The organism is Delftia tsuruhatensis (assembly GCF_903815225.1).
Classification (GTDB): domain Bacteria; phylum Pseudomonadota; class Gammaproteobacteria; order Burkholderiales; family Burkholderiaceae_C; genus Comamonas; species Comamonas tsuruhatensis_A.
Genome location: NZ_LR813084.1, coordinates 4390201 through 4415863 on the forward strand (window position 1 = coordinate 4390201; position 25663 = coordinate 4415863).

Sequence of the window (25663 nt, forward strand, 5' to 3'; positions counted from 1 at the left end):
CCACCTCCCACGCCCCCTCATCCCACATCAGGCACGCCATGCAAGAAACCAGATCCACCTGCCCCTACTGCGGCGTAGGCTGCGGTGTCCTCATCGAAAGCGACGGCGCGCGCATCACGGGCGTGCGCGGCGATCCGTCCCATCCCGCCAACCACGGGCGCCTGTGCACCAAGGGCAGCACGCTGCACCTGACGGCCGCCCCCGCCCTGGCGCGGCAGACACGGCTGCTCCAGCCGGCACTGCGTACCGCACGCGGCGCTGCGCCGCAGGCTCTCTCCTGGGACGCGGCGCTGGACCTGGCCGCCGCGCGCCTGGCCGGCATCGTGCGGGAGCACGGGCCCGACGCCGTGGGCCTGTACGTCAGCGGCCAGTTGCTGACCGAGGACTACTACGTCTTCAACAAGCTGGCCAAGGGCCTGATCGGCACCAACAACATCGACACCAATTCGCGCCTGTGCATGAGCAGCGCCGTGGCCGGCTACAAGCTCACGCTGGGCGCCGACGCGCCGCCCGCCTGCTATGAGGATGTCGACCATGCGGACTGCCTCTTCATCGTGGGCAGCAACACCGCCTGGGCCCACCCCATCCTGATGCGGCGCATCGAGCAGGCGCGCGCCGCGCGCCCCCGGATGAAAATCATCGTGGCCGATCCGCGCCGCACGGAAACCGCAGGCCTGGCCGATCTGTTCCTGCCGCTGCGCCCGGGCAGCGACACCCTGCTGTTCCACGGCCTCCTGCACATCATGGAACTGGAGGGCTGGCTGGACGAGGGCTACATCGCGCGCCACACCAGCGGCTTCGCCGGGCTGCAGGCCCTGGTGAGAGATGCCACGCCCGAGCGCGTGAGCGAGGCCTGCGGCCTGCCGCGCCATGACCTGTTCCAGGCCGCGCAATGGTTTGCGCTGGGCGGCGGCACGCAGGCCGGCAGCCGCCGAGGTGCGACGCTGAGCCTGTACTGCCAGGGCCTGAACCAGAGCAGCAACGGCACCGCCAAGAACGCGGCGCTGATCAACCTGCACCTGGCCACGGGCCAGATGGGGCGCGCGGGCGCGGGGCCGTTCTCGCTCACGGGCCAGCCCAATGCCATGGGCGGGCGCGAGGTCGGCGGCATGGCCAATCTGCTGTCGGCCCACCGCGACCTGGCCAACCCCGCCCACCGCGCCGAGGTCGCTGCGCTGTGGGGCGTGGACGACGTGCCCGCGCGCCCCGGCAAGACCGCCGTGGAGATGTTCGAGGCCGCCGCCGAGGGAGAGATCCGCGCGCTGTGGATAGCCTGTACCAACCCTGCCCAGAGCCTGCCCGACCAGGCCCTGGTGCGGCGCGCGCTGCAGCGCGCGGAATTCGTCATCGTGCAAGAGTCCTTCGCCACCACGGCCACCTGCACCTATGCCGACCTGCTGCTGCCGGCCTCCACCTGGGGCGAGAAGATCGGCACCGTCACCAACAGCGAACGGCGCATCTCGCGCGTGCGTGCCGCCGTGCCCGCGCCGGGTCAGGCGCGCCATGACTGGCGCATCGCCGTGGACTGCGCTCGCCGCATGGAGACCTTGCTGCGCCCGGGCCTGCCCACCTTGTTTCCCTACGACACCGAAAACGCCGCCATGGGCGCCGAGGCCATCTGGAACGAGCACCGCGAAAGCACCCGAGGACGGGACCTGGACATCACCGGCCTGTCCTGGCCCCTGCTGGAGGCGCAGGGGCCGCAGCAATGGCCCCTGCCCGAAGGCACGCCCCAGGGCCGCGCCAGACTCTACGAAGACGGCCGCTTTCCCACGCCCGATGGCCGTGCGCGGTTCAGCACCCTTGGCTGGCAGTCGCCGGCCGAGGCGCCGGATGCCGGCCACCCCTTCAGCCTGACCACGGGCCGGCTGCGCGACCAGTGGCACGGCATGAGCCGCACGGGCCAGCTGGGACGCCTGTTCGGCCATGCGGCCGAGCCCCGCGTGCACATGCATGCCGGCGACATGCAACAGCGCCAGCTGCGCGACGGCGATCTCGTGCGGCTGAGCAGCCGGCGCGGCTCCATTCTTCTTCCCGTACAGGCCGACGCGGGACTGTCCCCATCCCGATTGTTCGTACCCATGCACTGGGGTGGAGAGTACCTGGGAGGCAACGCCTCGGGCGGCATCAACGCGCTGACCACGCCAGCCCTCTGCCCCGCCTCCAGACAGCCCGAGCTCAAGCACACCGCCGTCAGCCTGGACAGGGCCGAGCTGCCCTGGACCCTGCTGGCCATGGCCTGGCTTCCCGAAGGCCGGGTGCTGACCGTGCGCGAACAACTGGCAGCGCTCATGCCCCGCTTCGCCTTCGCCAGCTGCGTGCCCTTCGGCAATGCCGTGCCGCTCGAGGAGGCGGCCCGGGCCCGCCACGGCGTGCTGCTGCGCGCCGCCGCGCACGAGGCCCCTGAAGAATCCCTGCTGCGGCACATCGAAACCCTGCTGGGACTGGATACGGCCGACACCCTGCGCTATAGCGACAGCGGCCGCCAGCACAGCCGTGCACTGCGGCTGGACCATGCAGCCGCATCCACCAAGGTCGAGGCCCTGCTGCTGGCAGGCGACACGCGCGCCGCAAGCTGGCTGTCCACCCTGCTCCTGGACCAGTTGCCGGCCCAGGACTACGGGCGCCTGCTGCTCATGCCCAGCGGCAGTGCGCCCCTGGCACTCAAGCCGCGCGCGCGCCAGGTCTGCGCCTGCTTCGATGTGGACGAGGACGCCATCGAAGGCCTGCTGTCCGGCTGCAGGGGCAGCGCTGATGCCCGCCTGGCCGAACTCCAGGGCCGCTTGCGCTGCGGCACCCACTGCGGCTCCTGCCTGCCCGAGCTCAAGCGCATGGTCCGCCAAGCGCCTTCCGCGCGGGACCACGCCTCGGCATGAAAGACCGCCATCAAAGATGGGTTTGCATATATAGCAAAAAGTAATGAAACCTGCGGGAAAATATGCCCCACAGGATTCACCTCCCACGACCACAACGCCATGGGCATCAGCCAATACATCAAGGAAATAGGCCGCGGCGCACGCGGAGCCAAGGCCCTGGACCGCGCACAGGCGAGCGACCTGTTCGGCCAGGTGCTGGATGGCGGCGTCAGCGACCTGGAGATCGGCGCCTTCTGCATCGCCATGCGCATCAAGGGCGAGACCGTCGAGGAAATGAGCGGCTTTCTCGATGCCGTGCACGCGCGCGCGGCACGCTTTCCCGCCAGTGCCTCGGGCCGGCCCGTGATCGTGCTGCCCAGCTACAACGGCGCACGCCGCCTGCCTGTGCTCACCCCGCTGCTGGCCTTGCTGCTGGCGCGCGAGGGCCTGCCCGTGCTGCTGCACGGCATGCGCACCGAAGCGCGCCGCATCCTGGCCAGCGATGTCCTCCAGGCGCTGGGCCTGCCGGGGCTGCCAGCCCCCCAGGCCCTGGCCGGCGGCCAGGTGGCCCACCTCCATACCGAGCACTTGCACCCGGCCCTGGCGCGGCTGCTGTCCGTGCGCGAGGTCATCGGCCTGCGCAATCCGGGGCACAGCGTGGTCAAGCTGCTGGCGCCCTGCGCGGGCCCGTCCCTGCTGGTGACCGCCTACACCCACCCCGAATACCTGCCCATGCTGCATGGCACCTTCGAGGCGCTGGCCATGAACGCCCTGCTCTCGCGCGGGCTCGAAGGCGAAGTCGCGGCCGACCCGCGGCGGCTGCCGCGCTACGACGGCTTCATCGCCGGCGCCCACCAATTGCTGGCCGAGCAGCAAGGCGGCACGGCCTCCGAAGTGCCGGGCCTGCCGTCCGAGATCGACGTGACCAGCACGGCGCGCTACACCGAGGCCGTGCTTGCCGGCCGGCTGCCGGTACCACCCGCGCTCATGCGCCAGATGGAACATATCGTGCACCTCGCCAGCCAGATCCACGCAACATCCACCCCAGACGAAGCCCTGCCATGACGACCCCGTCCCTCCCCCCCGCCAACACCGCCCGCGCAGGCAGTTGCACCCTGGTCGGCGCCGGCCCCGGCGACCCCGAACTGCTGACCGTCAAGGCACTCAAGGCCATACAGGCGGCCACCGTGCTGCTGGTGGACGACCTGGTCAGCGACGCCATCGTCGCGCACGCCGCACCCACGGCACGCATCGTCTACGTGGGCAAGCGCGGCGGCTGCAAGAGCACGCCCCAGGCCTTCATCGAAAAGCTGATGCTGTCGGCCGTGCAGGAGGGCGAAAACGTGGTGCGCCTGAAGGGTGGCGACCCTTTCATCTTCGGTCGCGGCGGCGAAGAGGTCGAACACCTGCGCGAAGCCGGCATCGAAGTCCAGGTCGTCAATGGCATCACGGCCGGCCTGGCGGGCATCACCAGCCTGGGCGCGCCACTCACCCACCGCGACCACGCCCACGGCGTGGTCTTCATCACCGGCCATGCCAAGCCGGGCGACAGCGGCACAGACTGGCGCCAGCTGGCCGCCACCGCGCGCGACGCCAGGCTCACCCTGGTGGTCTACATGGGTGTGAGCGGCGTGGACCATATCAGCGCCGAGCTGATGCATGGCCTGCCCTCAGCCACGCCGGTGGCCGTGATCCAGCACGCCAGCCTGCCCCGGCAGCGTCACGCCCTGACCACGCTGGGCGCGCTGGCGCAGTGCATCAAGGACAGCGGCCTGGGCAGCCCCAGCGTCATCGTCGTGGGCGACGTGGTGCGGGGCGTACAGGCCATGCAAGCGCCCCAGGGATCGACGGCGGCGCAGGCGGCGGTTGCCTGAATCGCCAAAGGATATGACTATCGATCAACAAAAGAATTAGTTTTCATCAAAAATCCTTCTTCACTGCCGAAAAGCGGGTAACCCCTGTTTTTGCAAGCCGTGGGCATGGCCGTCAGACGGTCACGCTGCCACCGGAGAGGATTGAATGGAAACCCCAGGCCCGACCCCTTTTGCCGCCGGCCGCTGCCCTCGTGCGGCCGGCCCCGCGCGCCGCCCGCGCGGAGCGACGCCGCACTGGCGTCATGCCGCGGTGCAGGTCCTGGCCTGCGCCGTGCTCGCCCTGCCTTGGCCCGCGCCCTGCCACGCCGCTGCAGCAGACATTCTGCTGGCGGCACGGGGAACGTCCGCCGCGCAGGCCTGGCTCAAGCCTGCTCAGCGCCGATGGCTGGAGGAGCGAGGCCCGCTGACCCTGGGCATCTCCACGCCCGACCACCCGCCGCTGGGCATGCTCGATGCCGGGCGTTTCCAGGGCATCACGGCCGACTATCTGGGATTGCTGTTTCCCACGCCAGTGCGCATCCGGGCCTATGCCTCGCGCGCGGCCATGCTCGACGCGCTTCAGCGCGGCGAGATCGACCTGGGGTGCGGGGGCACCGCACTGGAGGCCGCGCGCAGCGAGCTGCGGCTGAGCGAGCCCTATCTGCCAAGCCAGCCCGTGCTGGTGTCGGTGATGGATGCGCCCTTCGACCCGAAGCGCAAGGGCACCCGCCTGGCCATGACGCCAGAACAGCTGCCGCGCTCGCTGGTCGCGGCCGCCTATCCCGCCAGCGAGCTGGTGACCTACGAAACGCCGCGCAGGGCGCTGGAGGCGTTGAGCCTGGGCGAAATCGACGCCTTCATCGGAGACACCGTCTCCGTGCACTATCTGATGCAGGCCCACTCACTGCTCAACCTGCGCGTACAGGGCTTCGCTCCCGTCGAAAGCCGGGGCTTCGGATTCCTGCTGAGGCAGGACGACACGCTGCTGGGCGCCTACCTCGACCAGGCCCTGCCCCGGATCGCCATGCAACATGGCGACGACATCCTGCGCGGCTGGAGCGGCAGCCACAGGCCACTGCAGATCGGCGACCGCGTGACCCTCACGCCGGCCGAGCAACGCTGGCTGGACACGCATCCCAGCGTGCGGGTGGCACTGAACGGTTCCCTGGGCTCGCTGGGTCGGGTGGATCCCGAGGGCCATGCCCATGGCATAGGCCCCGACTATCTGGAACTGATCGGCCGCCGCACCGGTCTGCGGTTCGAGTACACCGGCGCGCGCAACTACGCCGAGCTCGAGGCCCTGCTGGGGACAGGCCGCGCGCTTCTCACGCCGACCTACACCCCGCCGCAGGATCCGTCCCCCGCAGTCCATCTGCTGGCACCGTTCCTGCGCAGCTCGGTCGTGGTGATGACCCTGCCCCATGCACAGGCTGCTCCTGCACAGCCGCCGAAGCCAAGGCGCATACACCACCTCCATGAGCTTGCGGGCCAGCGCGTGGCCATGGTGGCCGGCTTCTTTCTGGAAGGGGTGGTCAGGCGTGAGCATCCCGCCATACGGCTGCAGATGTACCCTGACCTGGTCCAGGCCCTGTCCAGCGTGGAAGCCGGCAGCAGCGATGCCTTCGTGGGCAACGACCATGCGGCGCGCTATGCCAACGCTCTGCAGCACGAAGGCCGCCTGCAGCTGACCGGCATCCTCGACGACTACACGCGCCCCGTCGGCCTGGCCGTGCATGCCTCCGCGCCCGAACTGCGCAGCATCCTGGAAAAAGCCCAGTTGTCCATCGCGCCCGAGGAAGTGGCCACCATCGTCAATCACTGGGCGCCCCGCGATCACGCCGGCGGCGCCCGATTCTGGCGCGAGCATCGCCAGCGCCTGCTGCTGCTGGCCTGCGCGCTGGCACTGGCCACCGCCATCTCGCTTTTCTGGGGCCTGCGCCTGAGCCGGCAGGTGCGCAGGACACGCCGTGCCGAGCGGCGCGCGGAGGCCGCCAACCAGGCAAAGAGCCTGTTTCTTTCCACGACCAGCCACGAGATCCGCACGCCCCTGAGCGCCATCATCGGCCTGCTGGAGCTGGCCCAGGACAGGGAAAAGCTGGGCCTGCCCCATCGAGAGCCCCTGGCCAACGCCCGCAAGGCGTCCCAGAGCCTGCTGCTGCTCCTGGGCAATGTCCTGGACCTGCACCGCATCGAATCGGGCCATATCGACTCCACTGCCCAGCCCGTGGCACTGAAACCATTGATCGAGGAAATGGCGCCCTTGCTGCAGGGCCTGGCACATGCCAAGCAACTGGCGCTGCACACCGACGTCGGGGCGGACGTGGACCGCTGCGTGACGGCGGATCCCCTGCACCTCAAGCAGATTCTTTTCAATCTGCTGAGCAATGCCATCAAGTTCACCGAGCGCGGCAGTGTCACGCTGCGCGCCCAGGGCGCCAGCCGCCACGGGCGCATGCTGCTGCAACTGGAAGTCGAGGACACGGGAATAGGCATTTCGCCCCATGACCAGGCCCGCCTGTTCCAGGCCTTCTCCCAGGTCGACGCCGCCGGGCAGGCCCAGGCCTTCGGCAGCGGCCTGGGCCTGAGCATCACGCGCCGCCTGGTGGAACACATGGGAGGGACCATCCACCTGGACAGCGCCCCCGGCAAGGGATCGTGCTTCCGGGTAAGGCTGAGCCTTCCCCTGGCACACGCCGATGCAGGCCCTGCTGGCGGCCCGTTGCTGCATGCCGCCATGGCCCAGGACAGCGCCGGCCGCCAGGGACAGGGCGGCATCCGGATCCTGGCCGTGGAAGACTATCTGTTCAACCGCGAGCTGCTCAAGAGCCAGCTGGCAGCCCTGGGCCACAGCATTGTCCTGGCGAGCGATGGGCAGGAAGCATGGTCATGCTGCCTGGCCGAGCCCTTCGACCTGATCATCACCGATGGCCGCATGCCCCAGATGGACGGCGTCGAACTCATCCGGCGGCTTCGCCAACACGAGCAGGAGGGCCGTTTGCGCCGCTGCCACGTGGTCGCGCTGACCGCCAGCACCGACGCATCGGAGGCACGGCGCTACCTCCAGGCCGGCGCCGACGAGGTGCTGTCCAAGCCAGCCTCCATGGAGGACCTGCAACGCATCGCCAGCCAGGTCGAGGAGGACCTGCACGGCGGCTGCATGCCGCCGCGTCCGACCCTCGTCAGCCCGGCCTGACCGAGCTGCTGGCCGTCACGCGGCTTTGCTCGAAGCGCTGGGCCAGCTCGCGGCGCAGGTCCTTGCGGATCAGAGCCGCCTGCCAGCGGCGCCTTTCCTCGTCGGTGGAAGGCACCAGCGTCGGCACGGCGGCCGGCTGCTTGTTCTCATCCACGGCCACCATGGTGAAAAAGCAGCTGTTGACATGGCGCACCACCTGGGTACGGATGTCCTCGGCCACCACCTTGATGCCGATCTCCATCGACGACTTGCCGGTGTGGTTGACGCTGGCCAGGAAGGTCACCAGCTCGCCCACATGGATGGGCTGCAGGAACATCACCTGGTCCACGCTCAGCGTGACCACATAGCGGCCCGCATAGCGGCTGGCGCAGGCGTAGGCCACCTGGTCGAGCTGCTTGAGGATGGCGCCGCCGTGGACGTTGCCCGAAAAGTTCGCCATGTCGGGCGACATGAGCACGGTCATGCTCAGCTGGTGCGATGGGAAATTCATCGAAGGATTCTAGGAAAAAGCGCCATTGCGCGAGAATGGGCGCCCTTTTGCCCCCCGAGTGACGTTTTTGTGACCACCCCCCTCTCATTCGACGCCATCGTCATCGGCGCCGGCGCGGCCGGCCTGTTCTGCGCGGCCCAGGCCGGCCAGCGCAGCCTGTCCGTGCTGCTGATCGACCATGCGGAGAAGGTCGCCGAGAAAATCCGCATCTCGGGCGGCGGCCGCTGCAACTTCACCAACCGCGACCTGGACGTGCGCGCGCCGCACAGGCATTTCGTGGGCGCCAACCCGCAGTTCTGCCGCTCGGCGCTGTCGCGCTACACGCCGGCCGACTTCATCGCGCTCATGGACCGGCACGGCATCGCCCACCATGAAAAGCACAAGGGCCAGCTGTTCGCCGACCGCTCGGCCGAGGACATCATCGCCATGCTGCTGGCCGAATGCCAGGCCGGCGGCGTGCAGCGCTGGCAGCCCTGCAAGGTGGAATCCGTAGAGCATGCGGACGGCCGGTACCACCTGCGCACCAGCCGTGGCGCCGTGCAGGCGCCCAGCCTGGTCATCGCCACGGGCGGCCTGTCCATCCCCAAGATCGGCGCCACCGACTTCGGCTACCGCCTGGCCCGGCAGTTCGGACTGCCGCTCGTCGAGCGCGCGCCCGGCCTGGTGCCGCTGACCTTCGACGGCGATGCCTGGGCGCCCTATGCCCAGCTCGCGGGCCTGGCCCTGCCCGTGGAGATAAGTACCGGAAGCAAGAAGGAGCGCATGGCCTTCATGGAAGACCTGCTGTTCACCCACCGCGGCCTGTCGGGTCCCGCCGTGCTGCAGATATCGAGCTACTGGAAGGCGGGCACGCCCCTGTCCATCAACCTCGCGCCCGGGGTGGACCTGCAGGACGAACTGCTCAAGGCCAAGTCGCGTTCGCGCAAGCGCATCGCCAACGAACTGGCGCAGTGGCTGCCCGCGCGCCTGGCCGATGCCTGGGTGCAGCAGGACGCGGCCTGGCAGCGCCCCATTGCAGAAGCCTCGGACAAGGCCCTGAACCAACTGGCCGAGCGCCTGTCGCGCTGGGAAATCGTGCCCACGGGCACCGAGGGCTACAAGAAGGCCGAGGTGACGCTGGGCGGCGTGGACACGCGCGCCCTGTCGCAGCAGACCATGGAATGCAAGGCCCAGCCCGGGCTGTATTGCATTGGCGAGGTCGTGGACATCACGGGATGGCTGGGCGGCTACAACTTCCAATGGGCCTGGGCCAGTGGCCACGCCTGCGCGCAGGCATTGCCGGCCGCAGGATTTGTCACCTCTGCAGCATCTCGCGTATAATCGCCCGCTTTGCTGGCAATTGCCCCGTCGGCCAATACTAGTTAACTTTTGACGGGCACAAACCGCTGTTCATGGCTCCCAGGCCCGATCTTCCCGGGAACCCGCTGACAGCACAGATATCTGGAAATCTAGCTAATGACCACCATCCGCGTTAAAGAAAACGAGCCCTATGAAGTTGCCCTGCGCCGCTTCAAGCGCACCATCGAAAAGCTCGGCCTGCTGACCGACCTGCGCGCTCGCGAGTTCTACGAGAAGCCCACTGCCGAACGCAAGCGCAAGAAGGCTGCCGCCGTCAAGCGTCACTACAAGCGCGTTCGCAGCATGCAGCTGCCCAAGAAGCTGTACTGATCGGCTCTTGACCAGCCGGCTCTCGTCAGCCGCAAAACCCGCGCTCGGGACGCCAGGCGCGGGTTTTTTGTTTTTGTTGCCTGTTTTCCGCCGTCACCTTCCCAGGAGAAATGCCATGAGCCTCAAGGCCCAGATCACCGAAGACATGAAGACCGCCATGCGCGCCAAGGACAGCGAGCGCCTGGGCACCATCCGCCTGCTCCAGGCCGCGATGAAGCAAAAGGAAGTCGACGAGCGCATCGAGCTGGATGATGCCGCCATCGTCGCCATCGTGGACAAGCTGATCAAGCAGCGCAAGGACAGCATCGCCGCCTTCGAGGGCGCGGGCCGCCAGGACCTGGCCGACAAGGAAAAGGCCGAGATGGCCGTGCTCACGGCCTACCTGCCCGAGCGCATGTCGGCCGAGGAAGTGGCCGGCGCCGTGAAGGCCATCGTGGCAGAGCTGGGCGCATCGGGCCCCGGCGACATGGGCAAGGTCATGGGCGCGGCCAAGGCGCAACTGGCCGGCAAGGCCGACATGGGCCAGGTCTCCGCCGCCGTGAAGGCCGCCCTGGCGGGTTGATCCATGGATGGCCGCCGCCCTGTCAGGGTGCGCCGGCCATCCACTCCTGCCGGAAATGCTCCTGCAGGAATTCCACGCACACCCGCACCTTGGCCGACAGCTGCAGCCGTGTCGGATAGACGGCCCAGACATTCGCCTCCTGCCGCCACTCCGGCAGCACCTGCACCAGGCGCCCGGCCTGCAGATGGGGCCCCACATCCCACAGCGAGCGCAGCGCAATGCCGCGCCCGTCCACGGCCCACTGCACCACCATTTCGCCATTGTTGGCCGACAGCGGCCCCGTGACCTTCACCGATTGCTCGGCAGCGCCTGCGCGCAGACGCCACACGCCAAAGGCCTGGTCGCGCTCCTTGATGGCCAGGCAGTCGTGCGCCGACAGCTCGGCCGGCGTGCGCGGCGTGCCACGGCGCGCCAGGTAGGCAGGCGCGGCGCACAGCACGCGGTGGTTGTCGGCCAGCCGCCGCGCAATCAGGTGGGGCGCGATCTCGTCACCCACGCGCACATCCAGATCGAAGCCCTCGCCCGCCACGTCCACCAGCCGGTCGAACACGTCGAGCCGCACCTGCAGCCCCGGATGGCGCTCCACCAGGCGGGACAGCGCGGGCGCGATCACATGGCGGCCGAAGCCGAAGCTGCTGCTCACGCGCAGCAGGCCGCGCGGCTCGCTGCGCGTGACGGCCACCTCCTGCATGAGCTGGTCCATGTCGTCCAGGATGCGCTGCGCCCAGTGGAAGACCCGCTCGCCCTCCTCGGTCACGGCCACGCGGCGCGTCGTGCGGTGCAGCAGCTTCACGCCCAGTTCCTCCTCCAGCAGGCGGATGCGCTTGCTCACATAGGCAGGCGATGCGCCCAATTCCTCGGCCGCTGCCGCAAAGCCCGACTTGCGGGCCACCACAGTGAAGACGCGCAAATCCTCGGGGGCAGGCTGTTTATTCACGATCTGTAAACAATGGAACCACGGTTGGCCGATTGTATTTGCCGCCATGGCGGCCAACAATGCCATGCATGCGGCCCACCCGCCGCTCCATTCACCGATTTCCCAAGGACAGCATGCAAGACACATTCAAGATCGCAGTCATCGCCGGCGACGGCATCGGCAAGGAAGTCATGCCCGAAGGCCTGCGCGCCCTGGAGGCCGCCGCCCAGCGCTTTGCGCTGAAGCTCGAATTCCATGCTTTCGACTGGGCGCACTGCGACTACTACCTGGCGCACGGAAAAATGATGCCCGACGACTGGAAGGCCCAGCTGTCCGGCATGGACGCCATCTTCTTCGGCGCCGTGGGCTGGCCCGCCACCGTGCCAGACCACATCTCGCTGTGGGGCTCGCTGCTCAAGTTCCGCCGCGAATTCGACCAGTACATCAACCTGCGCCCCGTGCGCCTGTTCGAGGGCGTGCCCTGCCCGCTGGCCGGCCGCAAGCCCGGCGACATCGACTACTACGTGGTGCGCGAGAACACCGAGGGCGAGTACACCTCGCTGGGCGGCATCATGTACGAGGGCACGGACCGCGAGATCGTGATCCAGGAGTCGGTCTACTCGCGCAAGGGCGCGGAGCGCCTGCTCAGGTACGCCTTCGACCTGGCCCGCAGCCGCGAGCGCAAGCATGTCACCCTGGCCACCAAGAGCAACGGCATCGCCATCAGCATGCCCTGGTGGGACCAGCGCGCCGAGGACGTGGCCAAGGGCTACCCCGAGGTCACGCTGGACAAGCAGCACATCGACATCCTGACCGCGCGCTTCGTGCTGCAGCCGGGCCGCTTCGACGTGGTGGCCGCCACCAACCTGTTCGGCGACATCCTCAGCGACCTGGGCCCGGCCACCACGGGCACCATCGGCCTGGCCCCCTCGGCCAACCTCAATCCCGACCGCACCTTCCCCAGCCTGTTCGAGCCCGTGCACGGCTCGGCGCCCGACATCTACGGCAGGAACATCGCCAACCCCATCGCCATGGTCTGGTCGGCGGCGCTGATGCTGGACTTCCTGACCCACGGCCAGGGCGCGGGCCGCGCAGCCCATGACGCCATCGTTTCGGCCATCGAGGAAACCATCAGGAGCGGCCCGCGCACGCCCGACCTGGGCGGCACGGCCAGCACCACCGAAGTGGGCCAGGCCATCGCGGCCGTGATCGCGCGCGGCTGACACACCGTCACGCCAGGGTCATGCAGGGGCGATAGGGTGGCAGCAGCCACGCTTCAGACCCTTTGCCATGATCCTGCGCCGCCACCTTCTGCTATCCGCCGCCGGCACCTCGCTGCTGCCCTCCATCCTCCAGGCGCAAAGCGCGCCCGCCGCCATCACGCGCGACGCCGCGCGGCCGCTGCTGCCCTCGGGCCTGCAAAGCGGCGACGTGCTGGCCGACCGCGCCATCGTCTGGGCGCGGGCCAGCCGCGACGCGCGCATGTGGCTGGAGTGGTCCACCACCGCCGGCTTCGCCGATCCCACGCGCGTGCGCGGGCCGGACCTGCTGGTGGACAGCAGCGATGGCACGGGCCGCATCGACCTGCTCGGCCTGCCTGCGGGCCAGGACATCTTCTACCGCGTGGTGCTGGAGGACTTGTCCAGCGCCAATGTGCGATCCCCGGCCATGCAGGGGCACTTCCGAACGCCGCAGGCCCCGGGCGGGCCCGCAAAGCGTCCTCTGCGCCTGGTCTGGAGCGGAGACACCGCAGGCCAGGGCTTCGGCATCAACGAGGCTTTCGGCGGCATGCGCATCTACGAGGCCATGCGCAAGACCGACCCCGACGTCTTCCTGCACAGCGGCGACACCATCTATGCCGACGGCCCCATCGCCGCCGAAGTCAAGCTGCGCGACGGCACGCTGTGGAAGAACCTGGTCACGCCCGAAGTCGCCAAGGTGGCCGAGACGCTGGACGAATTCCGGGGCCGCCACCGCTACAACCTCATGGACGCCAACGTGCGCGCCCTGGGCAGCGAGGTGGCCCAGATCTGGCAGTGGGACGACCACGAGGTCACCAACAACTACTCGGACAGCAAGAGCGTGGCCCAGGATGCGCGCTACACCGAAAAGAACGTGCAGCTGCTGGCCGCGCGCGGCCAGCGCGCCTTCATGGAGTACGCGCCCATGCGCCCCTTCGGCGCGGCCATGCACCAGCGCCTGTACCGCCACCTGCCCCAGGGCCCGCTGGCCGACATCTTCGTGATCGACATGCGCAGCCACCGCGGCCCCAACAGCCACAACCTGCAGACGACCGAAGGCCCGGACACCGACATGCTGGGCCGGCCCCAGGTGCAATGGCTGCTGGAGGGCCTGAAACGCAGCCGCGCCACCTGGAAGCTGATCGCCAGCGACATGCCCATCAGCCTGTTCGTGCCCGACGGCAAGGACGCCGAGGGCCGCGCCCGATGGGAGGCCGTGGCCAATGGCGATCATGGCGCGCCCAGGGGCCGCGAGCTGGAGATGGCGCGCCTGCTCAAGGGCATCAAGGACGCGGGCATCAAGAACGTGGTCTGGCTCACGGCCGACGTGCACTACACGGCCGCCCACCACTTCAGCCCCGAGCGTGCCAGCTTCCAGCACTTCGATCCGTTCTGGGAATTCGTCTCGGGTCCGCTGAACGCGGGCGGCTTCGGCCCCAACGAGATGGACAAGACCTTCGGCGGCGAGGTGGTCTTCCAGAAAAGCGCGGGCTACGACAACTCCGCGCCCAGCGAAGGCTTCCAGTTCTTCGGCCAGCTCGACATAGACCACCGCAGCCAGGCGCTGACCGTGGTGCTCAAGGACCTGGACGGCAAGGCGCTGTACACCAAGACCCTGGAGCCGCAGAGCGCCTGAGCATTGCCCCCAGCCCGCGCCCCCGTGCGCGGAAGAAGGCAAGATCCTGCGTTGGCGGCATGCGGGCCGCCCCCCCCCAAGGAGCACGGATCTTCCATGAAACACTACGACTACATCGTCATCGGCGGCGGCAGCGGCGGCATCGCATCGGCCAACCGCGCGGCCATGCACGGGCGCCATTGCGCGCTGATCGAAGCCGGCGAGATCGGCGGCACCTGCGTCAACGTGGGCTGCGTACCCAAGAAGGTCATGTGGCATGCAGCCCAGATCGGCGAGGCCATGCACCGCTACGGCCCCGACTACGGCTGGGATGCCACCGTCAACCGCCTGGACTGGCAGCGCCTGGTGGACAGCCGCAGCGCCTATATCGACCGCATCCATGCCTCGTATGAAACCGGACTGGCACGCAACAAGGTCGAGCTGATCCAGGGCTTTGGCCGCTTCGTGGATGCACGCACCGTGGAAGTGGGCGGCCAGCGGCTCAGTGCCGACCACATCCTCATCGCCACGGGCACGCGCCCGGCACGGCCAGACATTCCAGGCGCCGAGCTGGGCATCGACTCCGACGGCTTCTTCGCTCTCAAGGCCCTGCCCGCGCGCACGGCCGTGGTGGGCGCGGGCTACATCGCCGTCGAGATCGCGGGCGTGCTGCATGCGCTGGGCTCCGAGACCCATCTGTTCGTGCGCCAGGACACGGCGCTGCGCGGCTTCGACCCGCTGCTGAGCCAGACCCTGATGGAGATAATGGAGGCCGAAGGCCCCACCGTGCACCGCCGGGCCACCCCGAAGGCCGTGGTCCGCAACGCAGACGGCAGCCTGGACCTGCAACTGCAGGACGGCAGCCGCCACACCGTGGACTGCGTGGTCTGGGCCGTGGGCCGCAGGCCCGACACCTCGGGACTGAACCTGGCAGCCGCCGGCGTGGCGCTCAAGGACAGCGGCCACATCGCGGTGGACAAATACCAGGACACCAACGTGCCCGGCATCCATGCCGTGGGCGACATCACGGGCCGCATCGAACTCACGCCCGTGGCAGTGGCCGCGGGCCGGCGCCTGTCCGAGCGCCTGTTCAACGGCAAGGCCGGCGAGCACCTGGACTACGAGAACGTGCCCACCGTGGTCTTCAGCCATCCGCCCATAGGCACGGTGGGCCTGACCGAGCCGCAGGCGCGCGAGCGCTTCGGCGACGGCCAGGTCAAGGTCTACCAGTCGGCCTTCACCGCCATGTACACGGCCGTCACCCGCCACCGCCAGCCCGCGCGCATGAAGCTGGTCTGCGTGGGGCCCGAGGAGCGCATCGTGGGCATCCACGGCATAGGCTTGGGCATGGACGAGATGCTGCAGGGCTTTGCCGTGGCGCTCAAGATGGGCGCCACCAAGCGCGACTTCGACGACACCGTGGCCATCCACCCGACGGCGGCGGAGGAGTTCGTGACGATGCGCTGAAGGGTCGGATACGCGTGGAGGGCGCTACAGCGCGAAGGACTCCCCTTCACGCGGCACCACCACCTCGGCCGCCTCCCAGCCCGGCTGTCGGCGCAGGGCCTGTGCCAGAGCCTGTGATGCTGCCTCCTCGCCGTGTACCACGAAGGTGCGAGCGGGCGTGCGCTGCAAGGCCCCGGCCCATCCCAGCAGCGCCTTCTGGTCGGCATGGGCCGAAAAGCCTCCCAGCGTGTGGACGGAGGCCCGCACCGCGATATCGTCCCCCAGCAGCCGCACGCGCCGTTCGCCATCCACCAGCCTGCGCCCCAGCGTGCCCTGGGCCTGGAAGCCGGCGATCACCACCGCGCACTCACGGCGTCCCAGGTTGTTGTGCAGATGATGCATCACGCGCCCCGCATCGCACATGCCGCTGGCCGAGATGATCACGGCCCCGGCGCCCACACGGTTGAGCCGTATGGAGTCCTGCACATCGCTGACGAAATGGATGCGCAGCTTCTGCTGCAGCTGCCGGGCCTGCGCGAACAGCTGGCGCGCCTCCTCGTCGAACAGCGCGAAATGGCGCAACGTGATTTCCGTGGCCGCCACGGCCATGGGCGAATCCACGAAAATGTCCAACGTGCCCAGCCTCCCCTGGGCCGACAGCCTGAGAAAGTGGTAGAGCATCTCCTGCGTGCGGCCGACCGCAAAGGCCGGGATCACGACATTGCCGTGGACCAATGTGCGCTGTACCACGTCCACCAGTTCGTCCAGCGTGGACGGCATGTCCTTGTGCAGGCGGTCGCCGTAGGTGGACTCGATCAGCAGCACATCGGCTTCGTCGATGGGTACGGGATCGCGCAGGATGGGACGCCCCGGCTGCCCCAGATCGCCACTGGCCACGATCTTGCGCGTGACGCCCTGATCATCCGCCACCCAGATCTCCACGATGGCCGATCCCAGGATATGCCCCGCGTCGCGAAAGCGCGCCTTTACATGCGCATGGGCTGCGAACTCCTGGTCATAGGGCACGGTGCTCAGTTGGCGCATGCAGCGCTCCACATCGCGCAACGTGTAAAGGGGCCGGCGCACCTCGGCATGCGGACCATGCCCGCCGCAACGGCGCTTGCCTGCACGCTTTTCGCTGCGCTCGTACTCCATTTCCTGGATGTGGGCGCTGTCCTTGAGCAGCACCTCCAACAGGTCGGCCGTGGCGGGCGTGGTGTATATCGGCCCGTCGAAGCCCTGCGCGGCCAACCGGGGCAGCAGGCCGCAATGGTCTATGTGTGCGTGCGTCAGCAGCACGAAGTCGAGCTGCCGGGGATCGAAGGCAAATGGCTGGTAGTTGCTCTCCCGGGCCTCGCGCCCGCCCTGCACCATGCCGCAATCGATCAGGAAGCGGCAGCCCGGGATCTGCACCAGAAAGCATGAACCCGTCACTTGCCGGGCCGCGCCATGGAAGGTGATTTGCATTGGAATGGTGTTCCTTCAGGCGCCCCGGCTCCAGGCGGCATGCCCGGGCCGGGGCCCCGCAAATTCTTGCACAGGGCCCAGGCGCCGCAGCGCTCGCTCCATGACGCAGGTCAATGTCAGCCCCGAACGCCAGGGCCTCGCAGGCACTGGCCCAACAGGCTGCGCACCCCGTGCGCTGGATCCACCCATGGTCCAACGCAGCATGCCTGCCGCCTCTCAACGAGAAAAGGCCTGTCGCGAAGGCTCAGAGCGCCACGGCCCAGGCCAGCACGCCGGCGGCCACCGCCACGGGCGCCGCGCGGCGGCCCCACTGCGGGGCGTAGGTCAGCAGCAAGGCCAGCGCCATGGCGGCGAAGGTCAGCAGGCCCAGCCAGGCGGCCACGGCCACCGAAGGCCCCCAGCGCAGCAGGCAGGGTGCCAGCGACACGGCCAGCAGCGCGAAGCCGGCCCAGCGGCAGGCCTGCTGGCGCGCGGGCTGAAGTTGCTCGGTGCCCAGCTGGCCCGTGTGCCGATCCATGGACGCGGCGATGACGGTGAAGGCCGCGAAGGCCAGCAAGATTGCGGCGAGGGCCATCATGATGCGCGCTCCATGGATTGGACTGCTGCCACAGGCGCCATGTTCTGCGCTTTGCGTGCCGCCTTCTGGGCAGCGGCAGCGGATTCGCCGCGCAGCAGCCACCAGGCCACGCTGGCGTGGATGGCGGCCAGGGCCAGCAGCAGCAGGTGGAAGTTGGCGATGCTCCACTGGCCATCGAGCACGCTGGCGGCCAGCGATGCGCCGCCGTCCAGCATGCCCAGCAGCGGCAACAGCGCATACATCAGCGCGGCCAGGCCCATCTGCTGCAGCCAGGCATTGCGGTGCGAGACCAGCAGTGGATGCAGCAGGCACAGCAGCCATACCAGGAAGAAGCCGTTGATCTCCCAGTCGGCCCGGCCCTGCATGGGTACGGGCAGCAGTCGATTGAGCCAGAAGTAGCTGGCCACGGCCACCGACAGGCCCGCGATGGAGCCCACGTTGAGCACCTCGACCAGGCGGTGGCCGACGGGCGTGCGGCCCAGCTTGCGCCGCTCTGGCAGGCGCTTGACCACCCACAGCACCATGCCCGATGCGGCCATGCAGGTGCCGATCAGCCCGCTGAGCAGCAGCAGCCAGCGCACGGCGGGCTCGGCGAAGCGGCCCAGATGCACGCCCGAGACCACATTGCCCGTGGCCCGCACCCAGGAAATGGGCTGTGGCTGCGGCCGCTCGCGCATCTGGCCCGTGATGCCGTCGAACAGCAGGCTGTCGGGCAGGCCCCGGTTGACCAGGCTGTCCGCTCCGCCTTCGCGCAGCTCGATGGTGGCGTGCGAGGTGCCCGGCGCGTTGACCGTGATGCTGCCCACGCCATGCTCGGGCCAGCGGCGGCGGGCCTCGGCCATCATGGGCGCGATGTCGGCCAGCTCCGCTGCCCGGGGTGCCTCGCCCCCTTCCTTGCGCCCACCGCCCTGCCCCAGGGCCGGCGGCAGCCCGCGCGAGGCGCGCACGTCGGCGAAGTAGGCATTGGTGTCGCCGTCGTAGGCGGCCTGTATGCCCCAGGGCATGAGCATGAACATCAGCAGCACCAGGCCGCTGAAGGTGATGACGATATGAAAGGGCAGCGCCAGCACCGCCGTGGCGTTGTGCGCATCCAGCCACGAGCGCTGGCCCTTGCGCGGGCGGAAGGTGAAGAAGTCGCTGAAGATCTTCTTGTGCGTGATCACGCCGCTGATGATGGCCACGAACATCATCATGGTCGCGAAGCCCACGATCCAGCGGCCCCAGATGCGCGGCATGGCGTGCAGCTCGAAATGGAAGCGGTAGAAGAAGTTGCCGCCGCGCGTCTCGCGCGGCTCCAGCTTCTCGCCCGTGGCCGCGTCCAGCTCGGCACGCCTGGTGCCGGCGCGTCCGGCGGGCGCGCCCTTGTCGCGCCACGAGGCCTCGACGGCCACCTGGCGCGGGCCGGGCAGGCTCAGCGTCCAGGTCGCTGCCTCGGGGGCGAGTCGCCGCATGGTGGCCAGCGCGCGCTGCGCGGTCTCGGGGCCTTGCACCGAGCCGTGCAGCTCGGGCCGCATCCAGTCGTTGATCTCGTCGCGGAAATAGCTGAGCGTGCCCGTGAAGAACACCGCATACAGCAGCCAGCCCAGCAGCAGGCCGCTCCAAGTGTGCAGCCAGGACATGGACTGGCGCAGTCCCTCGGGTTTGCCGTCGACCCTCATGCCGCCGCTCCGCCGGCCAGCACCCAGGCCAGCAGGGCAAGGCCCGCGCCCGGCAGGCAGATCACGGCCCAGGCGCGCCAGGCGCTGGCGCAGCCGAAGGCCCACATGGCCGCCACGGCATAGACGATGAAGGCCAGCATGGTCGTGCCCAGCGCCGCGTCGGCGCGGGCCACGCCCAACCAGACCAGGACGCGCGCGCCCACGGCTGCGCTGGCGGCCGACAGCAGGTAGCCGCCGCCGATGGCGGCCACGGCCCGCGAGGCCACGGCTGCGCGGTAGCGCAGCAGGGAAGGAGTGCCTCCAGGGGCGGAGGATTGCATGAGGATGGCCTTTCTCGGTTCCGCCACTGCCACCGCGCGCGCGACCAGCTTCGCTGCGGCTTGCTCCGGACGGACAAGGCGCCGCCACAGGCCTGGCCTGCGCGGCGCCAGAACAGGAGAGCAGGCATCAGGGCCCGCCACTCTTCAAAGAACGGCAATGATAATGATTTTTATTACATTGGTCACTTGAAGAAATGCAAAGCGGGGCGGCACAGCCGCCCCGCCCTCAGCGCCGCGCCAGCCAGCGCCCGCCGAACTGGTTGATGCACATGCCGGCCAGCACGGCCAGCGTGCCCAGCCACTGCATGGGCGTGGGCCGCTCGCCCAGCAGCAGCATGGCCGAGACCAGGCCCACCACCGGCACCATCAGCGACAGCGGGGCCACCGTGCCGGCCGCGTAGCGCTGCAGCAGCCGCGTCCACAGGCCGTAGCCCAGTAGCGTGGCCAGCAGCGCCAGGTACAGGATGGAAGCCAGGGCCGTCAGGTCGATGCCCCGCACCTGCTGCACGACCGCATCGGTGCCATCGGTCCAGGCCGCCAGCGCCAGCAGCGGCACGATGGGAAAGATGCTGCTCCAGACGATGAACGGAAATGGTTCATAGGGCCCGTTGTGCGCCGCATAGCGCGTGATGAGGTTGGACACGGCCCACATGCAGGCCGAGCCCACGGTCAGCAGGAAACCCGCCAGCGTCATGGCGTCGCCGCCCTCGCCATGGGCGCTGCCGATGGCCACCAGACCGGCCAATGAAACCAACAGTCCCAGCCAGTGCCAGATGCGCGCGGGCTCCTTCAGGAAGAAGGCCGCCAGCAGCAGCGTGACGAAGGCCTGCGTCTGCAGCACCACGGATGCCATGCCCGCCGGCATGCCCAGCTTGAGCCCAAGGAACAGCAGGCCGAACTGGCCCACGCCCTGCACCACGCCATAGGCCGCCAGGTAGCGCCATCCCACGGATTTCGGTGGCCGCACGAACAACAGGAAAGGCAACGAGGCGGCCACGAAGCGCAACGCGCTCAGCAGCATGGGCGAGAGCGTCTGCAGCCCGAACTTCATGGCCACGAAATTGGTTCCCCAGATGACGATGACCAGCAACGCGCGTGCCCAGTCGCCCCGGCTCAGGTGCTGGGCGTTCATGCGAACGCCCCCGCGCGGCAAGGGCGCGAACGATGGAAGACAGGGGCCGGCAGCACCGGCGAAAGACAGGAGGAAGGCATGGCGGGGGCTTGCAAGAAAAAGGGGCGGCTCGCATCCGCCCCCGGCGTTTGTACCACCGCGCGCCAGTGGCTGCCGGACGGCCGTGGCCAGGCCCTGCGCGTCCCTGCGCTTCAATCCGCCGTGCAGTCGATGGGATCATAGGCATGCTGGCGCCCCAGCGCGCCCGCCATGGCCAGCAGGAAGGCCAGTCCACGCCGGACTTCGGGCTCGCGCGCCATGCGCATCAGGCCGATCAGGGTCGGAGTCTCCTGCATGGCCTGTACCCGGGCCGCTGCCATGCGCGCGGCATTGCCCGTGGCCCAGGCCGCGCCCACGCCCTCCTCGAAGGCCTTGGCGAGCTTCTCGACCATGTAGTCGTCGCCCATGTCCACCAGATCGGCGGTGGCCGACAGCAGGTCCACCACGCGGTTCAGGCGCCGGCCCGCGAGCAGCGGCTCCAGTTTGCCCATCAGCTCGGCCAGGCCCTCCAGCGCAGCAGCATCCTGCAGCAGGCCGGCGGCAGCGGGCTGCGCCAGGGGAATGTCGGAAGCGATGTTCATCTCGGTGCTCCTTGCATGCGTGCTTGGGAAGACTGTTCGGCTGCCGGGCCTCAGACCAGGGCGCGGGCCACGGCCCAGTAAATTCCGCGGTTGAAGCCCTTGCGCATCATCGAGCCGACCTTGGTCGGCGGCGTGGGCTTGACGTCGACCTGGTAGTCGTACCACAGCGGCATGCCGGCCTCCAGCCCCATCTGGGCGATGGCCACCACGCGACCGTCATAGGCGTCGCTGGTGCGGCCGAAGCGGATCTGCGAGGCGATGTTGTTCACCACCACGGGCGACTGGCTGTGGCAGGAGCCGCCGGCCTTGCTCACGGGCAGGTCCACCGTGTCGCCCAGCACATAGACATGGCGCTGGCCCAGCACCTGGAGGGTCTCGTGGTCCGTGGGCAGCCAGCCCTCGCCATCCTGCGCCTGGGACAGGCCGCAGTCACGCACGGCCTGCACGGCGCGTATGGGGGGCGTGGCCATGAGGATGTCGAAGTCCTCGGCCTGCCCCTCCTCCGAATACGCCACCCGGGCCTCGGGGTCGACGCGCGCCAGCGTGAAGCCGCGCTGATGGCGTATGCCGCGCTGCTCGAACACCGTGGGCAGGATCTCGCAGGTGTCCTTTTGCAGGAACAGGCAGTTGCGAAGCAGTTGCGACACCGTGGGGTAGGTGTAGACGATCTCCACCTTGTCGCGCACGCCGCGCCGGCGCAGCAGGTCATCGAGCATGAGCGTGGTCTCGATAGGCGCGATACCGCACTGGTGCGGCACATTGGGCGTCTTCGGAAAGGTCACGGTGACGAAGATGCGGCCTTTTTCGATGCGCGCCAGCTTGTCGGCCAGCTGGCGCGCGGGCGCGTGCTGGTAGAAATGGTCTCCGGCCTCGGCCAGCCCCTCGATGCGCTCCGGGCAGGGCACGCAGCCCGTGGAGATCACCAGGTGGTCGTAGCCGAAGCGCCTGCCGCTCTTGCAGTGCACGGATTGCAGCGTGAAGTCGAAGCCCTCGACCTCTTCCACCTGGAAGTCGATCTCGGGCCGCAGCAGGCCGCGCTGCCTGCGCCTCAGCTCGTCGCGGAAAAAGGCATTGAAGGCCACGTACATGAAGGCCGGCTTGTAGTAGTGCCAGGGCGAGTTCGACAGCACGGTGATGCGGACCTTGCCGGTCACCACCTCCGGATACAGCTTGGCGACCAGATGATTGGCGGTCATGGTCCCGCCGATGCCGCCGCCGATGATCAAAATGTGATGCGCCATCCCTGCTACTCCTTCTGATTTCCCCTCAGTGGAACAACAGCCGGCGCCGCCCGGCGCCGGCCCCGGAAAACGCAGCTCAGTCAGGCTGCAGCGAACGCCACACGCCGTCCCACAGCGCGTCGAACAACGGATCGATGGACGCCTCGATGATGCCGTCCAGGCGCAGGCAGATCATGCGGATCGCCGCGCCATACATCAGGCTGGCCGCCACCATGGGCTCCATCTCGCGGATCTCGCCATCGGCCATGCCCGCGAACACGAAGCCGCGCATGCGCACGAAGGCAGACGCCGAGCAGATCGCCGGCTCCTCGGGCAGGAATTCCCGGTGGCGCGCATTGACCACGAAGCCCATGGCCTCGGGTTCGGCCTCGGTCAGCCCGAACAGCATCCGCAGCACGGCCCGGCAGCGCTGCTCGCTGCCCGCATGCTGCTCCTCGATCTCGTCGAGCAGCACATTCATGCGCGCCAGCAGGTGCCGGTACAGTTCGCGCGCAATGCCTTCCTTGTCGGCGAAGTGGTTGTAGAAGAAGCCGATGGAGACACCGGCCTCCGCGCACAGGTCCTGGATGGCCGTGTTGAAGAAGCCCTTTTGCACGAACAGCCGCAGCGCCACGCGCAGCGTCTGCACGTGGCGCGAGCCGCCGTGCGGAAAGAAGGTCCAGGCCTCGTCTTGCATGGGGACATGGTAGAACGAATCTTCGTTCTATTCTTGATAAGCGTTTCCCAGGAACGTCAGGGTTTTCCTGAAGCATGGCGGGGCCGGCCGTTCCGCCAGCCGCTCAGCGCACGTGGCGCAGGAACAGCGTCGCCAGTCGGGACGCCGCCAGCGACAGCGGCGTGGCCCGCAATTGCAAGATGCCCAGCGTGATCGAGGGCAGCGCCAGGTCCACCGGCACCCGCACGATCTGCTGGTCATAGGGTGCGATGCGCGTGAAGCGCTCCGGCAGTATCAGCAGGGCATCGCCGCGCGTGACCATGGCCCAGCTCACGCCGAAGCTGTTGACCTCGGTCACCCGGCCGGGCAAGGCCAGCCCGCGCTCCCGCAAAAAACGGTTCACGGCGCTGTGGTGGGTGCCCGGCCCCAGGTGCACCACCCAGTCCGCGTCCACCACTTCGCTCCACTGCCGGGCGCGGGCCAGTGGATGGCCGGGACGGCAGGCCACCATCATTTCCATCTCGCCCATGGACTGCATCACGAGATCGGCATCGAGTGATCCCTCCATGGCACCGGCCACGGCAAAGTCGATGCTGCCCTCGCGCAACAGGGGCAGCACGGCCGGCATCAGCCCTTCATAGAGCTTGAGCTGCGCATAGGGCATGTCACGCCGGAAGTCCTTGAGCACCGCGTTCAGCTCGCCCATGAAGACCACGGGGGTCACGGCCGCCGCCACGCGTGCGCGGCTGCCACCCTGCAAAAGGCGTATGTCCTGCCGTGCCAGCGCCAGTTGCTCCTCGGCCAGGCGTGCGCGCATGGCCAGTTGCTGCCCACACTCGGTCAAGGCGATGCCGCGCGGGCTGCGCGTGACCAGGCTGGCATCCAGCGCCGCCTCCAGCTCGCGGATGGCCTTGGTCACGGCCGGCTGGCTCAGGCCCAGCGCGCGCGCCGCCGCGCGTATGCCCCCCGTCTCGGCCACGCGCAGGAAAGCATTCAGTTGAGAGTTCTTCATCGCAGACAACCCGCAGTTATCACCCGGACGAACAGATTGTCTTCTGCGCGGGCGCGGCGAACCCTAGAGTGAAGTCATTCGTTTTCGCCTATCGACAAAGCCTGAGGAGACATGCCTGTGAAACCGCCTTTTGCCTTATGCCTGTGGCTGCCAGGCACCGCCCTCCCCCTCCTGCTCGCCTTGGCGCCGGCGCCGGTCCAGGCGCGCGAGACGTGGCCGGACAAGCCCCTGAGATTCATCATCCCCTATGCGGCGGGCTCGGGTGTGGACGTGTCCATGCGCCCCGTCATCGACGGCATGGCCCGCCAGCTGGGCCAGGCTGTGGCGGTCGACAACCGGCCCAGCGCCGGGGGCATCATCGGCTCGCAGCTCGTCGCCAGGGCCGCCGCCGATGGCTATACCCTGGGCTACGGCAACATCGTGACCCTGAGCCTCAACCCCTCGATCTTCGCCAGGCTGCCCTACGATCCGGCCAGGGATTTCTCCACCGTGGGACTGATCTCGCGCAATGCCTATGTGCTGGTCGCCCGCAAGGCCTTGCCCGCTACCAGCTTCCAGCAACTGGTCGCCCACAGCAAGGCTGCGGCGCGCCCGCTGTCGCTGGGCACCTCGGGTGTGGGCAGCATCAGCCAGCTCGCGGGGGAAATGCTCCGGGTCGATGCCGGCCTGGCCTCGGAGCCCGTTCCCTACAAGTCGGGCGTACAGATGGTGGGCGACATGGTCAACGGCCAGCTGGACATCGCCCTGGACAACATCGCCGCCGTGCTGCCCTTCGTCCGTGACGGCCAGGTCAGGGCCATCGCCGTGACCAGCGCGCAGCGCGTACCCGTGCTGCCCGATGTACCCACGCTGGCCGAGAGCGGCGTGCCGGGCTTCGATGTCGTGGCCTGGGGCGGCGTGGTCGCGCCGCGCCAGACTCCGGCGGCCGTCATCGCCAGGCTCAACGCCGCCCTGCGCGCCGCGCTGACGGACCCTGCCGTCATACGCGCCAACGAGGCACTGTCCCTGGAAGCCCTGCCTTCCAGCCCGCAGGAAATGCAGGAACTGGCGCAGCGCGAGACACGCCGCTGGGCCGAAGCCGCGCGCCGCGCAGGTATCTCGCCGCAATGACTTTCCCGGTGGACGCCCCAATGCCTCCCTCA

The 25663-nt window shown here is 68.7% G+C and carries 22 protein-coding genes; 11 read left to right on the forward strand and 11 right to left on the reverse strand.

The annotated features are described in order from the left end of the window. Nucleotides 1-38: 38 nt before the first annotated feature. From L1Z78_RS20005 to L1Z78_RS20020, 4 genes are all read left to right on the forward strand, one after another. The gene (locus L1Z78_RS20005; RefSeq protein ID WP_234638096.1) at nucleotides 39-2876 is read left to right on the forward strand and encodes a nitrate reductase; all 2838 of its coding nucleotides are present in this window, start codon (nucleotides 39-41) and stop codon (nucleotides 2874-2876) included. A gap of 99 nt (nucleotides 2877-2975) precedes the next feature. Then, complete coding sequence (gene ybiB, locus L1Z78_RS20010; RefSeq protein ID WP_234638097.1) at nucleotides 2976-3920, forward strand: DNA-binding protein YbiB; 945 nt, start codon at nucleotides 2976-2978, stop codon at nucleotides 3918-3920. Further along, on the forward strand, nucleotides 3917-4729 hold the full coding sequence (cobA, locus tag L1Z78_RS20015; protein ID WP_234638098.1) for a uroporphyrinogen-III C-methyltransferase: 813 nt from the start codon (nucleotides 3917-3919) through the stop codon (nucleotides 4727-4729). The genes ybiB and cobA overlap by 4 nt, the downstream gene beginning before the upstream one ends. 145 nt (nucleotides 4730-4874) lie before the next feature. Continuing rightward, entirely contained in the window at nucleotides 4875-7901 is a 3027-nt protein-coding gene (locus tag L1Z78_RS20020) for an ATP-binding protein (protein WP_234638099.1), read from the forward strand. On the opposite strand, the gene L1Z78_RS20025 is transcribed toward L1Z78_RS20020, so the two are convergent. Continuing rightward, nucleotides 7888-8391: an acyl-CoA thioesterase gene (locus L1Z78_RS20025; RefSeq protein WP_234638100.1), complete on the reverse strand. Its 504-nt coding sequence runs from the start codon at nucleotides 8389-8391 to the stop codon at nucleotides 7888-7890. The genes L1Z78_RS20020 and L1Z78_RS20025 overlap by 14 nt on opposite strands. A 69-nt stretch (nucleotides 8392-8460) precedes the next feature. Between L1Z78_RS20025 and L1Z78_RS20030 the strand changes: the two genes are divergently transcribed. The 3 genes from L1Z78_RS20030 (at nucleotide 8461) to L1Z78_RS20040 (ending at nucleotide 10621) form a co-directional block, all read left to right on the forward strand. Beyond that, the gene (locus L1Z78_RS20030) at nucleotides 8461-9711 is read left to right on the forward strand and encodes an NAD(P)/FAD-dependent oxidoreductase (RefSeq protein ID WP_234638101.1); all 1251 of its coding nucleotides are present in this window, start codon (nucleotides 8461-8463) and stop codon (nucleotides 9709-9711) included. Between the two features lie 135 nt (nucleotides 9712-9846). After that, the gene (gene rpsU, locus L1Z78_RS20035; protein ID WP_003052999.1) at nucleotides 9847-10059 is read left to right on the forward strand and encodes a 30S ribosomal protein S21; all 213 of its coding nucleotides are present in this window, start codon (nucleotides 9847-9849) and stop codon (nucleotides 10057-10059) included. 115 nt (nucleotides 10060-10174) lie between these two features. After that, on the forward strand, nucleotides 10175-10621 hold the full coding sequence (locus L1Z78_RS20040) for a GatB/YqeY domain-containing protein (protein ID WP_234638102.1): 447 nt from the start codon (nucleotides 10175-10177) through the stop codon (nucleotides 10619-10621). 22 nt (nucleotides 10622-10643) lie between these two features. Here L1Z78_RS20040 and L1Z78_RS20045 read toward each other — a convergent pair whose 3' ends face one another. Continuing rightward, the gene (locus L1Z78_RS20045) at nucleotides 10644-11558 is read right to left on the reverse strand and encodes a LysR substrate-binding domain-containing protein (protein ID WP_234638103.1); all 915 of its coding nucleotides are present in this window, start codon (nucleotides 11556-11558) and stop codon (nucleotides 10644-10646) included. A 113-nt stretch (nucleotides 11559-11671) separates the two neighbouring features. Between L1Z78_RS20045 and L1Z78_RS20050 the strand changes: the two genes are divergently transcribed. The 3 genes from L1Z78_RS20050 to gorA all read left to right on the forward strand — a co-directional run bounded on the left by L1Z78_RS20050 (nucleotide 11672) and on the right by gorA (nucleotide 15860). Then, nucleotides 11672-12760: a tartrate dehydrogenase gene (locus L1Z78_RS20050; RefSeq protein WP_234638104.1), complete on the forward strand. Its 1089-nt coding sequence runs from the start codon at nucleotides 11672-11674 to the stop codon at nucleotides 12758-12760. A gap of 67 nt (nucleotides 12761-12827) precedes the next feature. Beyond that, the gene (locus L1Z78_RS20055) at nucleotides 12828-14414 is read left to right on the forward strand and encodes an alkaline phosphatase D family protein (protein WP_234638105.1); all 1587 of its coding nucleotides are present in this window, start codon (nucleotides 12828-12830) and stop codon (nucleotides 14412-14414) included. A 96-nt stretch (nucleotides 14415-14510) separates the two neighbouring features. Further along, complete coding sequence (gene gorA, locus L1Z78_RS20060; protein ID WP_234638106.1) at nucleotides 14511-15860, forward strand: glutathione-disulfide reductase; 1350 nt, start codon at nucleotides 14511-14513, stop codon at nucleotides 15858-15860. Nucleotides 15861-15884: 24 nt separating this feature from the next. On the opposite strand, the gene L1Z78_RS20065 is transcribed toward gorA, so the two are convergent. From L1Z78_RS20065 to L1Z78_RS20105, 9 genes are all read right to left on the reverse strand, one after another. Continuing rightward, nucleotides 15885-17306: an MBL fold metallo-hydrolase RNA specificity domain-containing protein gene (locus L1Z78_RS20065; RefSeq protein ID WP_234638107.1), complete on the reverse strand. Its 1422-nt coding sequence runs from the start codon at nucleotides 17304-17306 to the stop codon at nucleotides 15885-15887. A 244-nt stretch (nucleotides 17307-17550) separates the two neighbouring features. Further along, entirely contained in the window at nucleotides 17551-17883 is a 333-nt protein-coding gene (locus L1Z78_RS20070) for a DUF3325 domain-containing protein (protein ID WP_234638108.1), read from the reverse strand. Next, nucleotides 17880-19541 (reverse strand): PepSY-associated TM helix domain-containing protein, encoded by a 1662-nt coding sequence (locus L1Z78_RS20075; RefSeq protein ID WP_234638109.1) that lies wholly within the window; start codon nucleotides 19539-19541, stop codon nucleotides 17880-17882. The genes L1Z78_RS20070 and L1Z78_RS20075 overlap by 4 nt, the downstream gene beginning before the upstream one ends. Further along, nucleotides 19538-19861 carry an iron transporter gene (locus L1Z78_RS20080; protein ID WP_234638110.1) on the reverse strand — a complete coding sequence of 108 codons (324 nt, stop codon included), beginning with the start codon at nucleotides 19859-19861 and terminating at the stop codon, nucleotides 19538-19540. The genes L1Z78_RS20075 and L1Z78_RS20080 overlap by 4 nt, the downstream gene beginning before the upstream one ends. Before the next feature lie 226 nt (nucleotides 19862-20087). After that, entirely contained in the window at nucleotides 20088-20993 is a 906-nt protein-coding gene (locus L1Z78_RS20085; protein WP_234638111.1) for an EamA family transporter, read from the reverse strand. Nucleotides 20994-21184: 191 nt separating this feature from the next. Then, nucleotides 21185-21613: a DUF1641 domain-containing protein gene (locus L1Z78_RS20090; protein ID WP_234638112.1), complete on the reverse strand. Its 429-nt coding sequence runs from the start codon at nucleotides 21611-21613 to the stop codon at nucleotides 21185-21187. 50 nt (nucleotides 21614-21663) lie between these two features. Beyond that, nucleotides 21664-22854: an NAD(P)/FAD-dependent oxidoreductase gene (locus tag L1Z78_RS20095; protein WP_234638113.1), complete on the reverse strand. Its 1191-nt coding sequence runs from the start codon at nucleotides 22852-22854 to the stop codon at nucleotides 21664-21666. Nucleotides 22855-22930: 76 nt separating this feature from the next. After that, nucleotides 22931-23530, reverse strand: a complete 600-nt coding sequence (locus tag L1Z78_RS20100) for a TetR/AcrR family transcriptional regulator (RefSeq protein ID WP_234638114.1) — start codon at nucleotides 23528-23530, stop codon at nucleotides 22931-22933. A 103-nt stretch (nucleotides 23531-23633) separates the two neighbouring features. After that, nucleotides 23634-24521, reverse strand: a complete 888-nt coding sequence (locus L1Z78_RS20105) for a LysR substrate-binding domain-containing protein (RefSeq protein ID WP_234638115.1) — start codon at nucleotides 24519-24521, stop codon at nucleotides 23634-23636. 117 nt (nucleotides 24522-24638) lie between these two features. Here L1Z78_RS20105 and L1Z78_RS20110 point away from each other — a divergent pair, with 117 nt between their 5' ends. Beyond that, the gene (locus tag L1Z78_RS20110; RefSeq protein WP_234638116.1) at nucleotides 24639-25631 is read left to right on the forward strand and encodes a Bug family tripartite tricarboxylate transporter substrate binding protein; all 993 of its coding nucleotides are present in this window, start codon (nucleotides 24639-24641) and stop codon (nucleotides 25629-25631) included. The last annotated feature ends 32 nt before the right edge of the window (nucleotides 25632-25663 follow it).